The 15,310-nt window shown below is 63.6% G+C and carries 14 protein-coding genes and 5 pseudogenes; 11 read left to right on the forward strand and 8 right to left on the reverse strand.

Features of this window, described 5'->3' with window-relative positions; genetic code table 11:
• The 6 genes and pseudogenes from JCM19049_RS02370 to arsB all read right to left on the reverse strand — a co-directional run.
• Window positions 1-1,252: pseudogene (locus JCM19049_RS02370) on the reverse strand (molybdopterin cofactor-binding domain-containing protein); the annotation flags it as partial.
• Window positions 1,253-1,336: 84 nt separating this feature from the next.
• Window positions 1,337-2,254 (reverse strand): xanthine dehydrogenase family protein subunit M, encoded by a 918-nt coding sequence (locus JCM19049_RS02375; RefSeq protein WP_306420635.1) that lies wholly within the window; start codon window positions 2,252-2,254, stop codon window positions 1,337-1,339.
• Window positions 2,251-2,763, reverse strand: coding sequence for a 2Fe-2S iron-sulfur cluster-binding protein (locus JCM19049_RS02380; RefSeq protein WP_054820685.1), 513 nt, complete (start codon window positions 2,761-2,763; stop codon window positions 2,251-2,253). Before JCM19049_RS02380 ends, JCM19049_RS02375 begins: the two co-directional genes overlap by 4 nt.
• 460 nt (window positions 2,764-3,223) lie before the next feature.
• A pseudogene (locus tag JCM19049_RS02385) lies at window positions 3,224-4,588 on the reverse strand (FAD-dependent oxidoreductase).
• 12 nt (window positions 4,589-4,600) lie between these two features.
• Window positions 4,601-5,007, reverse strand: a pseudogene (locus tag JCM19049_RS02390) (arsenate reductase ArsC).
• Window positions 5,008-5,010: 3 nt separating this feature from the next.
• Window positions 5,011-6,003 (reverse strand): annotated as a pseudogene (arsB, locus tag JCM19049_RS02395) (ACR3 family arsenite efflux transporter).
• A 191-nt stretch (window positions 6,004-6,194) separates the two neighbouring features.
• Between arsB and JCM19049_RS02400 the strand changes: the two are divergent.
• Complete coding sequence (locus tag JCM19049_RS02400; RefSeq protein WP_054820687.1) at window positions 6,195-6,545, forward strand: winged helix-turn-helix domain-containing protein; 351 nt, start codon at window positions 6,195-6,197, stop codon at window positions 6,543-6,545.
• Window positions 6,546-6,573: 28 nt separating this feature from the next.
• On the opposite strand, the gene JCM19049_RS02405 is transcribed toward JCM19049_RS02400, so the two are convergent.
• A complete protein-coding gene (locus JCM19049_RS02405; RefSeq protein ID WP_279402292.1) occupies window positions 6,574-7,155 on the reverse strand; it encodes a mismatch-specific DNA-glycosylase in 582 nt (193 codons plus the stop codon).
• Between the two features lie 125 nt (window positions 7,156-7,280).
• The gene (locus JCM19049_RS02410) at window positions 7,281-7,997 is read right to left on the reverse strand and encodes a hypothetical protein (RefSeq protein WP_279402297.1); all 717 of its coding nucleotides are present in this window, start codon (window positions 7,995-7,997) and stop codon (window positions 7,281-7,283) included.
• Here JCM19049_RS02410 and JCM19049_RS02415 point away from each other — a divergent pair.
• The 10 genes and pseudogenes from JCM19049_RS02415 (at window position 7,953) to JCM19049_RS02450 (ending at window position 14,991) form a co-directional block, all read left to right on the forward strand.
• Window positions 7,953-8,720, forward strand: coding sequence for an isocitrate lyase/phosphoenolpyruvate mutase family protein (locus JCM19049_RS02415; RefSeq protein ID WP_054820689.1), 768 nt, complete (start codon window positions 7,953-7,955; stop codon window positions 8,718-8,720). The genes JCM19049_RS02410 and JCM19049_RS02415 overlap by 45 nt on opposite strands.
• Before the next feature lie 506 nt (window positions 8,721-9,226).
• On the forward strand, window positions 9,227-9,433 hold the full coding sequence (locus JCM19049_RS02420) for a hypothetical protein (protein ID WP_054820690.1): 207 nt from the start codon (window positions 9,227-9,229) through the stop codon (window positions 9,431-9,433).
• An 8-nt stretch (window positions 9,434-9,441) separates the two neighbouring features.
• Window positions 9,442-9,867 (forward strand): LemA family protein, encoded by a 426-nt coding sequence (locus JCM19049_RS02425; protein WP_054820691.1) that lies wholly within the window; start codon window positions 9,442-9,444, stop codon window positions 9,865-9,867.
• Window positions 9,864-11,072: a DUF3137 domain-containing protein gene (locus tag JCM19049_RS02430; protein WP_279402293.1), complete on the forward strand. Its 1,209-nt coding sequence runs from the start codon at window positions 9,864-9,866 to the stop codon at window positions 11,070-11,072. The genes JCM19049_RS02425 and JCM19049_RS02430 overlap by 4 nt, the downstream gene beginning before the upstream one ends.
• Window positions 11,073-11,652: 580 nt before the next feature.
• Window positions 11,653-11,988, forward strand: coding sequence for a VOC family protein (locus JCM19049_RS02435; RefSeq protein WP_279402294.1), 336 nt, complete (start codon window positions 11,653-11,655; stop codon window positions 11,986-11,988).
• A gap of 156 nt (window positions 11,989-12,144) precedes the next feature.
• Window positions 12,145-12,390: pseudogene (locus JCM19049_RS23060) on the forward strand (isoprenylcysteine carboxylmethyltransferase family protein); the annotation flags it as partial.
• 529 nt (window positions 12,391-12,919) lie between these two features.
• Complete coding sequence (locus JCM19049_RS02440) at window positions 12,920-14,095, forward strand: alpha/beta fold hydrolase (RefSeq protein ID WP_374700213.1); 1,176 nt, start codon at window positions 12,920-12,922, stop codon at window positions 14,093-14,095.
• Window positions 14,092-14,394, forward strand: coding sequence for a hypothetical protein (locus tag JCM19049_RS02445; protein WP_054820695.1), 303 nt, complete (start codon window positions 14,092-14,094; stop codon window positions 14,392-14,394). The genes JCM19049_RS02440 and JCM19049_RS02445 overlap by 4 nt, the downstream gene beginning before the upstream one ends.
• Window positions 14,351-14,560 carry a hypothetical protein gene (locus JCM19049_RS23065; RefSeq protein WP_374700212.1) on the forward strand — a complete coding sequence of 70 codons (210 nt, stop codon included), beginning with the start codon at window positions 14,351-14,353 and terminating at the stop codon, window positions 14,558-14,560. Before JCM19049_RS02445 ends, JCM19049_RS23065 begins: the two co-directional genes overlap by 44 nt.
• Window positions 14,557-14,991, forward strand: a complete 435-nt coding sequence (locus JCM19049_RS02450) for an OsmC family protein (protein ID WP_054820696.1) — start codon at window positions 14,557-14,559, stop codon at window positions 14,989-14,991. Before JCM19049_RS23065 ends, JCM19049_RS02450 begins: the two co-directional genes overlap by 4 nt.
• Window positions 14,992-15,310 lie beyond the last annotated feature (319 nt).

Genomic DNA, 15,310 nt, shown 5'->3' on the forward strand with positions numbered 1-15,310 from the left:
GTTCTCCCGCCGGTGCCCGGCTGTGCGCTGCGCGCGGCCCAGCCAAAGCGCCTGGCACCTTCGCGCAGACAGTCCACGAGCCGGCGCTGGTTGAACGGCAACCCGGTGTCCGGGTCGGTCTGTGGGTCATTGCGCACCCGAAGCTCAATGGGATCGATGCCGCAGGCCACGGCCAGCTCGTCCATGGCAATCTCCAGGCCCACCATGCCCGGAGCCTCCCCGGGGGCGCGCATCCAGGACGGGACCGGCACATCCAGGGGGACCACACGCTGGGTCAGCCGGCGATGCTCCCCGGCGTACATCATGCGGGCCGGTTTGGTTGCCTCCTCCGGGAATTCCTTGGTGTGGGAGGACATTGACAAGGCATCAAAACCAAAGGCGGTGATTTGCCCGTCGGCCCCGGCACCCAACCGGATGTGCTGCAGGTTGGGGCACGGTATCCGGTGATGGAGAACATCTGCTGCCGGGAAACAGCATACTTCACGGTGCGTCCGGGCAGTGCGCGGGCGGCCTGCGCGGTGAGCATCATGTCCGCGTGCGGCACGCCCTTGGACCCGAATCCGCCGCCCACGTGCGGGGAGATGATACGGATCTGCTCCGGGTCCAGTCCCAGCACCGGGGCAATCGCCGTCCGGGCGGGGTGTACGCCCTGGGTTGAGGTCCACAGCGTCAGCGTGCTGCCGTCCCATTTGGCCACCGTGGTGTGCGGCTCCATCGGGTTGTTGTGTTCCATTGGCGTGCTGTACCAGGCGTCTATGCTCACCTCGGCCTTGGCGAAGGCGGCATCGAAGTCGCCCTCGGTGACATCACCCCCGCCGGACTGCGGCTTCCGCGCCCCGGGATGGTCCTTGCGCAGTTGGACGTCGTGGTCTTCGCGTTCATAGCCGACTTCGATAAGGTCCGCGGCGCTGCGGGCCTGCTCGGGGGTGGTGGCGATGACCGCGCCCAGGTACTGCCCCCGGAAGCGGACCGCGGGGGGCTGCAGGATCGCCAGTTCACCGTCTTCCGTGTCCTTGAGGGCCGGAGCGTTCTGGGCGGTGAGTACGTGCACCACGCCCTCGGCCGCCTCGGCCGCCGCAGTGGACAGGTTCACCACCTTCCCGCGGGCGATTTCGGCCTGGACCGGATAGAGAAACAGGGGGTCTTCGACTTCATGCTCGTAGGCGTAGGGGGCGCGGCCGCGCACCTTGTCCGGGCCGTCCAAACGCACCGGTTGGGTCCCGATTGAGGAAACCTTCAGCGGATCACTCATGGTCGGCCTCCTGTAGATCCGTCAGTTCTGCGAGCACCGTGGTGATGGCCCCACGGGCCATCTGGACCTTGAAGGCGTTGCCCGCTACCGGTTCGGCACCTTGAAGTTCGGCGTCCGCCGCCCGCCGAAAAGCTCCAAGCTCGGTTCGCTGCCGCGCAGGATCGCCTCGGCGCGTTCGGCACGCCATGGCTTGTGCGCCACCCCGCCCATGGCAATGGCCACGTCGCGGATCAGCGGGGTCGACCCGGAGTCATCGACGTCAACCAGGGCGGCCACCGATACCAGGGCGAAGGCATATGAGGCGCGGTCGCGGATCTTACGGTAGGTGGATCGCGCACCGGAGGGCGGCGGCAGTTCCACCGCGGTAATCAGCTCCCCGTGCTCCAGCACGGTGTCACGTTCGGGATGATCTTCGGGCAGGCGGTACAGCTTGCTGATCGGGATGCGCCGTTCCCCTTCCGGCCCCCACACCACCACGGTGGCATTCAGCGCGGTCAAGGCGACCGCCATATCCGAGGGGTGGGTGGCAATGCAGTCTGGTGAGGCACCGAGGATCGCGTGATAGCGGGTATACCCGTCCAGGGCAGAGCAGCCGCTGCCCGGCTCCCGCTTGTTACACGCAGTGGATAGGTCCTGGAAGTACACGCAGCGGGTGCGCTGCAGCAGATTCCCGCCGGTGGTGGCGGCGTTGCGCAGCTGTCCCGAGGCGCCGGAGAGCAGCGCCCGGGAGAGTACAGGGTAGTTCCGGCGGATCAGCGGGTGGGCGGCCGCGTCGCTGTTGCGCACCATGGCGCCCAGCCGCAGGCCTTGGTTCTCCAGTTCTTCCACCTCGGTCAGGTCCAGGCGGCTGATGTCCACCAGCAGTTCGGGGGTGGTGATTCCCAGCTTGAGGTGGTCAACCAGGTTGGTGCCGCCGGCCAGGAACTTCGCCTTGGGATTCACGGCCACGGCCGCCACGGCTTCGTTGGGGTCGCTCACGCGCTGATACTCGAAGGGTTTCATCGCGGATCCTCGGCAGCCTGGCGGACCGCGGCCACGATGTTGATGTAGGCCCCGCACCGGCACAGGTTCCCACTCATCCGCTCGCGGATTTCCGCGTCGGTCAGTTCCACCGGTGCCTGCAGGTCTTCGGTGATCACACTGGGCGCCTGGTCGGCGGCTTCCTGAATGACCCCTGCGGCCGAGCACACCTGTCCGGGAGTGCAGTAGCCGCACTGGAAGGCGTCCTGTTCCAGGAACGCCCGGTGCAGCCCGGAGAGCTCACCTGCCTCGGCCAGGCCGTCGGCGGTGGTGATCTCGGCTCCGTCGTAGGAGAGCGCCAGCGCCAGGCATGAGTTCAGCCGTCGCCCGTTGACCAGGACCGTGCACGCGCCGCACTGACCGTGATCGCACCCCTTCTTGGCAGACATCACCCCCAGCCGGTCGCGCAGTGCGTCGAGCAGGGTGGTTCGGGGGTCCAGGGGCAATGTGTGCTCCTGGCCGTCGACTGTGAAATGTAACTGATGCCCCACGGAAAGTGCCTCCAGACGGCGTCGTCGAATGCTGATCAATCTATCGCCTGGGAAGCTGCCGGGCAAGGGTGGACGGACAAGCCGCAGGATTCTGCCAGTCGCACCCCGGCCGGCTGGCCGATCTGAGCGACAAGTCCGGGCGGTCGACGGCGGTTTGGCGGTGATGACCTGTAGTCACGCGCGTACTCCGCATGAAAGCCGAGCCGCATCAAGTGCCTTCAGGAACCCCAAGCTGGAGAGCCACCAACACCCACTGGTATCACTTTCATAAATCTCCATCGATCCACCATGGCCAAGAGCACCAACATGGAATCTTCAACTAACACTTGTTCGTCGTTCGGGCTCACCGTGGGTAGCCATGGTCCGAGGCATTCAACGGGGCTACCCTCACGCGACATTTCGTGGATCGCGGCTCGGTGAAATCGTGCAGTGTTCCGGTAGGGAACCCGAGAGTCGCCGGTTACGGATCAGCGCAAACAACCAGTCCGTCCAGACTCAGCAGTCTCACAGCTTGTCGCGTCGATGGACGCAGCATCGTAGGAACCGCCGAGGTCGGTGGAGCAGACGCCAGTCTCAGGCAGATTCAGCTCGACGGTGGTAGCAGCGGTGGTATCCCCGGCGAGGTGTGCGCTGATGGATCGGACCTGTTCGTAGCCGGTGGCCATAAGGAACGTGGGCGCACGTCCGTAGCTTTTCATGCCGACGATATAGAAGTTCGGTTCAGGGTGTGCCAGCACCTGTTCGCCGTGGGCGCTGACCGTGCCGCAGCTATGGAATTCGGGTCGATGAGCGGACCAAGCTGCCGAGGAGCCTCCACCGCCGGGTCAAGTTCCAGGCGCAGCTCAGAAAGGATGTTCAGATCGGGTCGGAAACCGGTGGCAGGGACAAGGTAGTCCACGTTCAGTTCTCGTCCGTCAGCGAGCTGCACGTGCAGTCGCTCGCCCGGAGTCAGGCCGGTGATGGCCGTGTTTTCCAGGAGAGTGACTTGTTCGGTGTCTACCAAGCGGCGCACGCTCGTACCGAGCTGCCCGCGAGCGGGCAGCTGATCGGCTGCGCCGCCGCCGTAGAGCTTGGTCGGGTTCGCGATCCCGCGCAGACCCCACAGGATCTGGGTGTCCTCCTGTTCTCGCTTGAGCCGTCCCAGGGAGATGAGGGTGTTTGCGGCCGAGTGACCTGCCCCGAGCACCAGGATCGTTTTTCCTGCCAGCAGTTGCCGGTCAGCGCCCAGCGGATCAGGCAGCGGTGAAGTGATGTGGCCCTGAGCTCGAGCTTCCGCTTCTCCTGGGGCGCTGAGTCCTGCGCGTCCTACTGGGTTGGAAGTATTCCAGGTGCCGGAGGCGTCAATGACGGCTCTGGCGGTGAAGTCCTGGACACCTTCTGGGGTCTGGGCGCGGACCAGGAACAATGCTTGCTCGCGTCCGTTCGTACGGCTCCTATCCAGTCCGAGCCCGGTTTCGGTGAGGCGGGAGACCCCTGTGACGCGATGCTGATAACGGATTGCCGGGGCGAGCTCGGGATGGGCAGCCAGTGGTTTGAGGTAGTTTTCCACTAATTCTCCGCCGGTGGGCAACGAGGTTTCGCGGGGCATCGCCCAGTCACCGGGGTGGCTATTGGTGGGGGTTTCTAGCAGTCGGCGTGCTGCTGCATCGACGTTGTATTTCCATGGGGAGAACAGCTTGATGTGTGCCCACTGGCTCATGGCAGCTCCGGCATGCTCACCGGATTCCAGGACGAGGACATGCTGATCGCGTTCGCGCAGGTGCGCGGCGGTGGCCAACCCGAGAGGGCCAGCACCGATAACCAGGACGGGATGATCAGTGATCATGAGGGATTGTTCCTAACGCAGGGGAAGTAGTTCACCGATGAGGGTTTCAACGCGGGTGCGGATCTCATCGCGGATTGGCCGTACCGCCTCCACGCCTTGACCGGCGGGGTCATCGAGTTTCCAGTCCTCGTAACGTTTGCCCGGGAAGATGGGGCAGGTGTCGCCGCAGCCATGGTGATCACCACATCCGAGGCTTGCACCGCTTCGGTGGTCAGGATCTTCGGGATTTCAGTGGACATATCGATGCCTTCTTCACGCATCGCTTCCACCGCTGCGGGGTTCACCCGATCGGTCGGCATGGACCCGGCGGAGCGGACCTCAACCTGACCTTCGGCAAGGAGTTGGAGGAAGGCTGCGGCCATTTGCGAGCGGCCCGCGTTGTGAACGCAGACGAACAAGACGTAGGGCTTGGTGTTCATGGTTTAGCCCTTCAACGGCAGAGATGCGGTGGGGAAGAATTTGCGCGACCAGAGCGCCACATAGACCAGGGCGACGAGGATCGGTACTTCGATCAGCGGGCCGACGACACCGGCCAGGGCTTGGCCGCTGGTGGCTCCGAAGGTCGCGATAGCCACCGCGATGGCCAGCTCGAAGTTGTTGCCGGCTGCGGTGAAGGCCAGGGTAGTGGTGCGTTCATAGCCGAGGTTCAGTGCGCGGCCGATGATCATCCCCGCGCCGAACACCACCACGAAGTACACCAGCAGCGGCAGCGCCATGCGGGCCACGTCCCAGGGTTTGCTGATGATGGTGTCCCCTTGCAGCGCGAACAGCAGCACGATGGTGAACAGCAGCCCGTAGAGTGCCCAGGGCCGATCTTCGGCAGGAAAGTGTTCTCATACCAGTCGCGTCCCCTGGCCTTCTCGCCGAAGGTGCGGGTGAGGAATCCGGCCAGCAGCGGGATTCCGAGGAACACGAGCACCGACAGGGTGATGGCCCCGACGGAGAATTCGGCGCTGGTGGTGGGCAGGCCCAGCCAGCCGGGCAGGACCTGGAGGTAGAACCAGCCAGCAGGCCGAACGCGAAGACCTGGAACACCGAGTTGACCGCCACCAGCACCGCGGCCGCTTCCCGGTCGCCGCAGGCCAGGTCGTTCCACACCAACACCATGGCGATGCAGCGTGCCAACCCGACGATGATCAGCCGGTACGGTATTCAGGCAGGTCGGGAAGGAAAACCCAGGCCAGCAGGAACATGAAGGCTGGGGCCAGTAGCCAGTTGATCACCAGGGAGGTGATCATCAGCTTCTTGTCCGCCAGGACGTGTCCGGTTTCGTTGTAGCGCACCTTGGCCAGGACCGGGTACATCATCACCAGTAGTCCTAAAGCGATGGGCAGGGAGACTCCGGCGACCTGCACCGAATCCACGGCTTGCCCGAAAGAAGGGATGAGTCGGCCCAACCCCAGTCCCAGGCCCATGGCCAGCAGAATCCAGACGGGCAGGAAGCGGTCAAGGGTAGAGAGTTTGCCGGAGACTTGTTGAGTCTGCGACGTGGTCGGTGAAGACACGAACACATCCTTACGCAATATTGATATTCATCGATATTCAGTTTCGGTTCGAGTATGATTGTTTGCATCGAAGATTGTCAATCTAGATGGAGTGCGCTTGCATGACCGCAACATCCATGAGCGCGGCGGCCGCTGAGGCCGCGTGCTGCGCTGCGCCTGCCGCTGAGGTGTTGAGTGAAGTCGCTGCCCAGGAACGTGTCCGGGTCTTGAAAGCCTTGGCTGATCCTAACCGGTTGCGCCTGCTCTCGATCGTGAAGAACGGACCGGCGGATGGCACGTGTGTTTGCGATCTGACCGAGCCGTTGCAGCTGGGTCAGCCGACTGTCTCACACCACTTGAAGATCCTTGTTGATTCCGGTCTGCTGGCACGCGAAAAGCGCGGAACATGGGCCTATTACACGCTTATTCCGCTAGCTTTGGAGAACGCTGCCACACTGATCACTGGACTTTAAGAGCTCTCCTGTCGATCAGTTTCTCGCTTCATCGGTCAACCACATCTCTCCGGGATGACGCGGACCGCGCGGTGCTTGCCGCCAACACCTGGCGCCACTTCTCGGCAAGGCTCGCCGTTGTTTCGTGAGCATTCAGGCCGCTGGGGTTGGGCACCACCCAAAGCGGAACATTCGTGGGCCAGCGGTCAATGACGGAGACGTCCTGTTCGCCCAGTTGGGCCCGTGGCAGTTCGAACGCGGCCCGAAATGCCGTGATGCCCAATACGGCAACGGCGCTGGGACGCAGCACCTGCACCCGTTCAACGAGCCGAGATGCCCCCTCGCGCAGTTCAGCGGCCGCGAGCTCGGCGGCCCGGGCGGTGGGCCGCTCGACCAGATTGGTGATGCCCAACCCCAGCTCGGCCAGCATCCGCTCATCTTCCGGGACCAGGCCCCGGGAAGCATCCACCAGCCGACCGGTTAGGCCAGCGAGGTGCAAGGAGGGCCAAAACCGGTTTCCCGGCCGGGCAAACGGCGCATTGACGGCGGAGGTCCAGGGGCTGGGATTGATGCCCACCATGAGCAGCTGCAACATCCCGGCGGACTGCTCGTCCGTCGGGTAGGGCAGCACATCGTCCCTGCCTAGGTCGGAGCGAAGGGCATGCTCAAGATCGGACCGGTCGGGCCGGCGGCCACCCAGTGGAGAGGGCGCGCGCCAGGCAGACCAATCGGCGGGAAGAATCGGGCGCATTCTCATTAGCCTACATTCCTGGGGCCGGCGCCAACACCGGCCGGGCCGGGCCACATACGCGGCGCACTAATCTGCGACCAGGCTGCGCATCCACGGCAGGAGTTCATCCAGGACGCCACGTGTCCGGAACTGTGCATCTTGTGAATCCTGGCCTGTGGGATCATCGAGGCGAGCAGGTCCACGTGATGCAGGGGAATGATATGGTCGTCCACTGCCTGATAGAGATCCACCGCCCCGCACACCCCGGCCAGGTCCACGCCCCAGGGCGAAACAAAGGCGAGATCATCGTCAATCTCCCCATCATCACTTTCGTCGGCTGCAGCTTGTGCCTGCTGACCTATGCTGGCCCAACGGCCAGACAGGGCCTGCCAGTCCGCCGCGGTGAAGCTGTCCGCAGGGAATTCGGCGGTACTCTGGTACGCCGTTCTGGCCTCAACACCTTGTGCTGCTGCCCGCAATCCGGCACCCCCGCCGGCCATGCCTTTAAACCAGGAAGGTGCCGGTTCAAAGGGCGCCGGGCTGGCGAACGCTGCCGTTGCCGTGACCCGTTCGCCGAGCAATATGTGCCGTATGTGCTCCTCGTGGCCGTGGTGTGGCACCGGGCCGGTTGGCGCCATATTCCCCTGGTGGGCCGGCTGGTAGGCTGACGATTGTTGAGCCAACTGAAGGAGAATCAAATGTCCGACGTAACACGGCTTGCTCAAGTATTCGCCGATGCCCACGCATCCAACAAGCTGATCGTTTTGCCCACGGTGTGGGATACGTGGAGCGCGAAGATGGCTTCTGATGCCGGCTTCAAGGGACTGACCGTCGGAAGCCACCCCGTGGCCGACGCGATCGGAAGTTCCGACGGGGAGAACATGGACTTCCAGGACTACCTGGCGGTGGTCAAGCGCATCGTTGACTCGGTCGACCTGCCGGTGAGCGCCGATGTGGAATCCGGATACGGTCTGGAGCCGGCTGAGCTGATTCAGCGTCTGCTGGAAGTCGGCGCCGTGGGCGCCAACATCGAGGACGTGGTGCATTCGGAAGGAAAACGCGTCCGGGAACGCCAGGAACATGCGGACTACATCGCCGCAGCTCGACAGGCCGCCGACGAGGCAGGGGTCGCGTTCGTGATCAACGGGCGCACCGACGCGGTCAAACTTGGCACCGACGTGTTCTCCGATCCGCTGGCAGAGGCCGCCGAGCGCATCAAGCTCATGGAACAGGCCGGTGCCCGCTCGGTATATCCGGTGGGGCTGAGCACCGCCGATCAGGTCCGCCAGCTAGCGGAAGCCGTGAGCGTGCCTCTCAACGTCACCGCCGATCCAGTCAAGGGCCACGGCGCGGGTGACCTACCGGCCTTGTCTTCCCTTGGAGTGCGCCGTGTGTCCTTCGGTCCACTGTGGCAGAAGTGGCTGGCCGGGGTCTCAGCAGACGCCCTGACCAAGTGGGTCCGGTAGCCGTACCCCCGAACAACCTTTCGCTGATCGGCCTGCTTACGCCAGCGTCGATCGGACGGGAAATTGCCTGAACCAAGGCCCATTCCGTGAGGAGAAGCGGCCACACATTCCATTCTGGAATGGGTGGCCGTTTTTTGCGCGCATTGTCCGCAGTTGTATCGAAGAACGAGCTTCATGCTCTCGACGTGCACGGCGTAGTTGTCATTTGGGTGGCCATGGCGGCATCACCAAACGGCACAGACCCCGAGGCCCGCTCCTTTGAACCTGTCGCCAGAGAAACAAGCCAATGGAAGTACTAACTCTCTGACTTGGCAGGGATTGGCGACGCGCCATTGCTGCCGCCCCTTCGGCTCTTATTCCAAAGCACCCGGATCCGTTGGGAGCTTCAACGCCCGGAGGTCACGGGGTCGTTGCGGTCACGTCATCTTCCTGAAGTCCCTGTGCTTGTTTGGTAGCGTATTGGGAAGATTTTCCACTATGGATGGATTTATTAAGGATGTGATTTCATGGGCAACTCATCACTCGCTTCCTGGGCTCCGGCGATCATCATCGGAGTCCTGGTGCTTCTCATCATCGGATGGGCCATTGCCGTCTACAACCGGCTGGTGACGAAGAGAAACTCCTCCACAGAATCCCTGCAAGGGATCGATATTGCGTTGGAAAACAGGTTTGATCAGATCAAGGCGCAAGCGACGCGGTCGCTGGAGTGGTAAAGAAAGAAGTGGACCTCATCTTGGGGAGCACGTCACTGCGCACCGGTCGCCCCATCGAGCAGCTGAGTGTTTCAGAAAAAACGGAACTGAACACCGCAATGGATGACGCACAGCAAAAAATCGTCGCGGAGGCAGGGAAGCCTCAGGGGCTGGGCTCCGGGCCGGGAGCCCTGGCGTCACTGGAAAACTATCCAGAGATGAAAACCACGCAGAACGTGGAACTGTTGCAACGCACCATCAACGAGACCGAGGAACGGTTGCAGGCAGCTCGCCGGGTGTATAACCGGGCAGCAACGGACTACAACACGTCGCGCCAGGTCTTCCCGACGGTGATTATTGCCAGGCTTTTGGGCTTTGGTGGGCATGACCTGTTTGAGCTCTCGGATCAGCGCAAGCGCAACCAGTACGACCTGGAAGGGTTTCTTGAGTCATGAGCGAGCAAACTCGAATTTCAGTTCCGGACTTCGAAACGGTCTGGGCCACGGTGCAGGAGTCGGCAGGGGATCTCTCTCAACGAACCGCGTGGATGGGGCGCTGGGGAGGCAAGAGCCTACTGTTGATGATCCCGATCATCATCGCTCTGCTGCTGTTCGTTGTGGCCCTGGGCTCCATGTTCATCGGCGACGGGCTCGTAGGCATGATTGCATTCGTCCTGGCGACCGTGCTCGCCGCGCCCTCGGTTATTTACGGCATTAGGCATTTCGAGGCAGCTTCGGAAGAACACGCCCAAGAAGTGGTGGCACCGATGGTCGAGCAGCTGGTGCAACAGTTGCGGGTTTCTTCAGTGACCGGCTCGGAAGCGGGTCTGAGCGCCAAATACACGCCGGAGGGATCGATGCCGGTCAGCGTCCTGAGCAACGCCGGATTCATTCGTGATGCCAGGGCCCCGCAGGAGGATTTCATCATCGGAACTCTGGGGCAAACCCAGTTCATGCTCTCGGACGTCAAATGGCAGAGTTCCAAGGTCGAGCTCAGCGAAGAGGCCCAGCAGCGGCTCGAGCGTCAGGCCCGCAGAACTCGAGAGCGTAAACTCCGGGAGAAATACGGACGTGACTGGAAACTGCACCAAAGCGACCCATTGCAGAACTCCTCCCTGTTGAGTTTGGTTCCCGCCTCGGTCAGAAAGACCGTGAAGGAAAAATACGCGCAGTTCGAAAGCTCGGTCGAGAAGATGGGTCCGTCGATGATCGTCTTCGCGGCGGACTTTCACAAGGAGTTCACCTCCAGAACCTATTTGCTGCCGCGCCGGCCGGTCGACCTGGCCATCCGGAACTTCACCGAGGAAAGTGCCGCGAAAACCGGTCTGGCGCCGATGACGTTGGAGGATCCCGGCATCACCGAACGCTTCGTTGGCTGGACCACCGACCAAACCGAAGCGCGCTATCTGATCACCCCGCAACTGATGCTGGCCATCAGCGATGCGGCTGCGCGGATGAACTCCGAACACATCGCCGTGTCGTTTCGTGGCTCGTGGATGTATTTCGCGGTCGTGCTTGACGAGGACCGCTTCAGTTTTCAGGTTGATAAGAAGAACGACGGAGGCTACGCGGTAGCCAAGGCCATCTATGAGGACCTGGTCGCCTTTTTGTCCCTAGTCGAAGACTTCAACCTGAACACGAGAATCTGGTCCAAAGCCTAGAGCGTTGTGCTCATCAGCAGGAGCCAAGGTGGTGTGCGCCGCAGACACCTTGGCTCCTTGGCGTTTGTGGAGGAAACCCCTCCTGGCCCGCGCAATCCGGGCCTGGGGTATTAGTGATCAGCAGCCGGCTGAGCGCCCACGGTGGCCCTGTCTTGCTGAAGATCGGGGGAGTAGGGTGAGCTCATGTTCTTGGAAAATATCGTGATCGACGCACACGATCCCCAGCGGCTGGGCAGATTTTGGCAAGAGCTGCTGCAGGCAGAACAGCTGACGGACTCGCCATCGGGCTTCGAGACCCGCACGAGATTCGCCGACGACGCTACCTGGACCTGTGCTTCCAGCCGGTTGCCGAGGCACCGCTCGCGCGGCCACGAATGCATGTCTGCGCTGTGTGGCCCGGGACTGGCGCCCAGGCCGAACAGTGGATTCTTCACCGGGGTGGGAACCAAGCACCCCAGCCCAGGCACCGGGTCATGCAATCGGGCAGCACGCCACCCGGTGGTTTCTAGATCCGGAGGGAAACCCTTTTTCGATTGAACCATCGGAGGCAAGAGACAACAGCCGCGGCGGCTTGGCAGCGGTGGTGCTGGCCTCGGCCCAGCCGGGGCGCGATGCTGAGTTCTGGGCGTGTCTGACCGGATGGAAACGGCCGGCGAATTCAGCGCACGACCAACTGCGGCACCCATCCGGCCGCGGCCCGACGCTGGAGTTCGCAGCCGAATCACAGCCCAAGGGGGAGCAGAAGAACCGCTGGCACCTGGATATCCGGTTGGATCCTGGAGAGGATCCTGCAGTCCTGGCGGGCGTGATTGGTCAAAAGGGCGGCAGGGAACTGCACCCAGACTGGGGAGAACTGCCCTGGCGGGTCTACCAGGACCCGTCCGGCAACGAATTTTGCGTGCTGACTAGTCACTAGTTATTTACCCGGGGATCTATTGGGGTGCCTCGTCACCGAAGTAGGATGAGGGGCATGGACCTACCTCACGTGCCCCGTCTGATACCTCCCGTGGCCGCCGGTCTGGCAGTGGCTGCGCAGCGGTTGCTGCCGCGCTCGTCCCAGCCCAGCCGCACCATGAAGATCGCGGCGACTGGGCTGGCCGCCTGCGCAGCAGCCGTAGCCGGTGCCGCGGTGGCAAGGTTTCGACAGTCCGGAACCACCCTGGATCCCGCCCAGCCGGAGGAATCCAGCGTCTTGGTCACCGACGGGGTCAACGCGTTCACCAGGAACCCGATGTATCTGGGACTAACCGGTGTGGTCACCGCTCACGCACTATGGCGCCAAAACCCCTGGGGTCTGCTGCCGGCTGCCGGGCTGTGGGTGTGGCTGGACCGAAAGCAGATCCCGGCCGAGGAACGGGCCCTGGAGAAAATTCACCCCCAGGCCTACCGTGAGTACCAGGAATCCGTGCCGCGCTGGGTGGGATCGCGCAGTTTTGGGTGCGGGGAAATTTCCGGGAAGCACCGGCTTTGCGACGGTGTTCGCGGCCGGTCAGGTTCGGGTTCCGCAGCTTCACGGCTCGCACCGGGAGTCTGGGTTGGTGTTGGTGCGCTTGGTCTATGCAGCTCACTGCACCTGGGGGTGCAGATCTTTGAACCCGACGGGTTGCTGGCCGATACGACCCAAATACTACTGATGCCTGCCCTGGCTGCCGCCTTTCATGCCGCCACCGGCGGTCACCAGCACCGATTGGTGCCGCTGGTGAGCGCGGCACTGGTCTTCTCCTGGTTGGGGGACACAATCCCACGCTTTGTGAGGGCAGAACCCGGATTTCTCGCACTGGTCCTGTCCTTCCTGGCCGCACAGCACCTACATCGCCGCCTTCTGGCCCTACCGGGCGACCTCGCTGCTGTGCCGGCCATGGGGTTTGGCGCCCTACGTCCTGGCGCTGGCCGGTTTGGTCGTGCGATGCGCACCACAGGCCGGCCAGTTCCTGCTCCCGGTGCTGCTTTACGGAATCTCCCTGAGCACCATGGCCGTGCTTGCTACCGGGCTGGGCCCGCTGGCTGGTGCCGGTGCGGCGAGCTTCCTCGCCTCCGACGCGATGATCGCGTTTCGTTCCTTCACCGATCTTCAAATCCCGGTCTCCGGGTTTTGGATCATCTCAACCTACGTACTCGGCCAAAGCCTGCTGGCGTGGGCGGTGGCCCGAAAAGTCCAAGAAGACAACCAGGCAGCTGAGCCGCTGGACTCCATGCCGGGTAGGCCGCCAGGGGCGACCTGCGGGCAGGGGGCGGGGCAGGAACCTGAGGTGGTCATCGTGCACGGCAACGGGCTGGATCACCGAAACCTGCTGATGCTGGATCAAGCCTTTGCCGCCGAACCGGCTTTCCGCCGGCACTACCTGGATTTGCCCGGATACGGCGCGACCCCGCCCCTGCACTCCCCGGGAGGTCTGCCCGAGCTGGCCGACTGGCTGGAGGACTGGGTACACCGTCATTTGAGGCGGCGCCGGTTCGTGGCGTTCGGGCAGTCAATGGGCGGGCTGCTCTGTCAGGAACTAGCTGACCGGATGCCGGAGCGCATCCTCGGGCTCGGGCTGCTGGCCCCGGTGGTCTTTCCGCGCACCGAAGAGCGCACCCTGCCGCCACGCACCGTGCTGGAAGAAGATCCCCAGCTGCTGGCCCGCCTGCCTCTGCCGGCACGTGAAAACTTTCGGACCATGACAGTTCTGCAGAACGAGGCAACATGGCGGCGCTTCGCCGCCCAGATCCTGCCCGGAACGGAATCCGCGAACCTGCGGGCCATGGCGCGCCTGGCCAAGCGCTATGACCTTGACCCGGTCCCCGTGCGGCGCATGACCCAGCTCAGGGTCCCGGTCGTTGTGATCAGCGGCGCGCAAGACCATAGTGTGGGCAGTCAGGACGCCCGGCTCTTGCAGCGCCGCTACCCAATGATGAGCCACCACGTCATTGAGCGGGCCGGACACAACGTCCATGTGGAACAACCGGCCGCAGTGGTGTGCGCGGTACGGCACTGGCTGGGAGAAGTTAAGCGGTGGCAGCAACAGGAGGGGCAGCGATGATCAGTACACGCGAGATCGCAACGGTGGACGAGGTGCCGGGGCTGTTGGAGATTTGGCGGGCTTCGGCTGCAACCGGACGCGAGTTGGTCTCTGCCGCCGACATGGATCGGCTGGCCCAGGCGCTGGAGGCCGTCTACCTGGGCAACGCCCGCGTGGTGGTGGCCGAGCGCGAGGGGCAGGTTGTTGGATCCCTGGCCCTGGAGCGGGCGCGGCTTTGGCCTGCTCTGGGTGCACCACGAGCACCGCCGCCGTGGCGTGGGCCGGGCACTTATCGGCCACGCACAAGCCCTCAGCTTTGAGCTGCAGGTCGAGGTGGGTCAGCCGGAGCATGCCGTCGCGGCGTTCCTGCGCGTGGTGGGGTTCGCACCGGCGGAAACCACGGACGGTGTACCCCACGGTACGGTGCTGCGGCTTGCCGTTTCCGGTTCCGACCCCAGCGGGGACAGTGGCAGGATGGAGTCATGAGTGAAGAGAAACGAGAATTACGTGCGGTAACCGTCGAACGCACCAGCAGCCGCCAATACCGCGCCACCAGCACCGAAACCGGAGCCAGCATCGAATTCGGGCAGGGCGAGGGGCTGCTCAGCCCGGTCGAATTGCTGCTGGCCGCCATTGCCGGCTGCTCGTCAATTGACGTTGATGTGGCCACCACCCGGCGCAGTGAACCGGAGACCTTCAAGGTGGAGGCCGCCGGATACAAGGTGACCGAGGATGGGGCCAGCCGCATGAAGGACATTTCCATGTCCTTCGACCTGAAGTTCCCGGACACCGAGGAGGGGCGCAAGGCCGCTGGAATGGTTGACCGGATCATCAAGCTTTCACACGACAAGTACTGCACGGTCTCACGCACCGTGGAATTGGGCACGCCGGTGACCAGCACGCGGGTCGAAAACTAGGAACGCGAGGGGGGCGCCGCCGGCTGATGCCGGTGCGCCCCCGTCTTTCCGGGCCGCGCACCCCGGCTTGGGGCCAACCGCGGATACAGCGCAGCTATGCCTCGCCCGGAGCCGGTTCCAGCTCCAGGGCGGCGATGGCCGGGAACGGGTCGCTGCGCAGCCGTCCAAAGGTCAGCACATCCACCGGGCGCCGTCCATGACGAACTTTTCGCGTTCCACACCCTCCTGGATGAAGCCAGCGGCCCGGGCCACCCGCAGGGACGCGGGATTGTTCGCCCGCGCCCCCAGTTCCAGCCGGTGCACGCCGCCACTGCTGAGC

This window comes from Arthrobacter sp. JCM 19049, assembly GCF_001310435.1.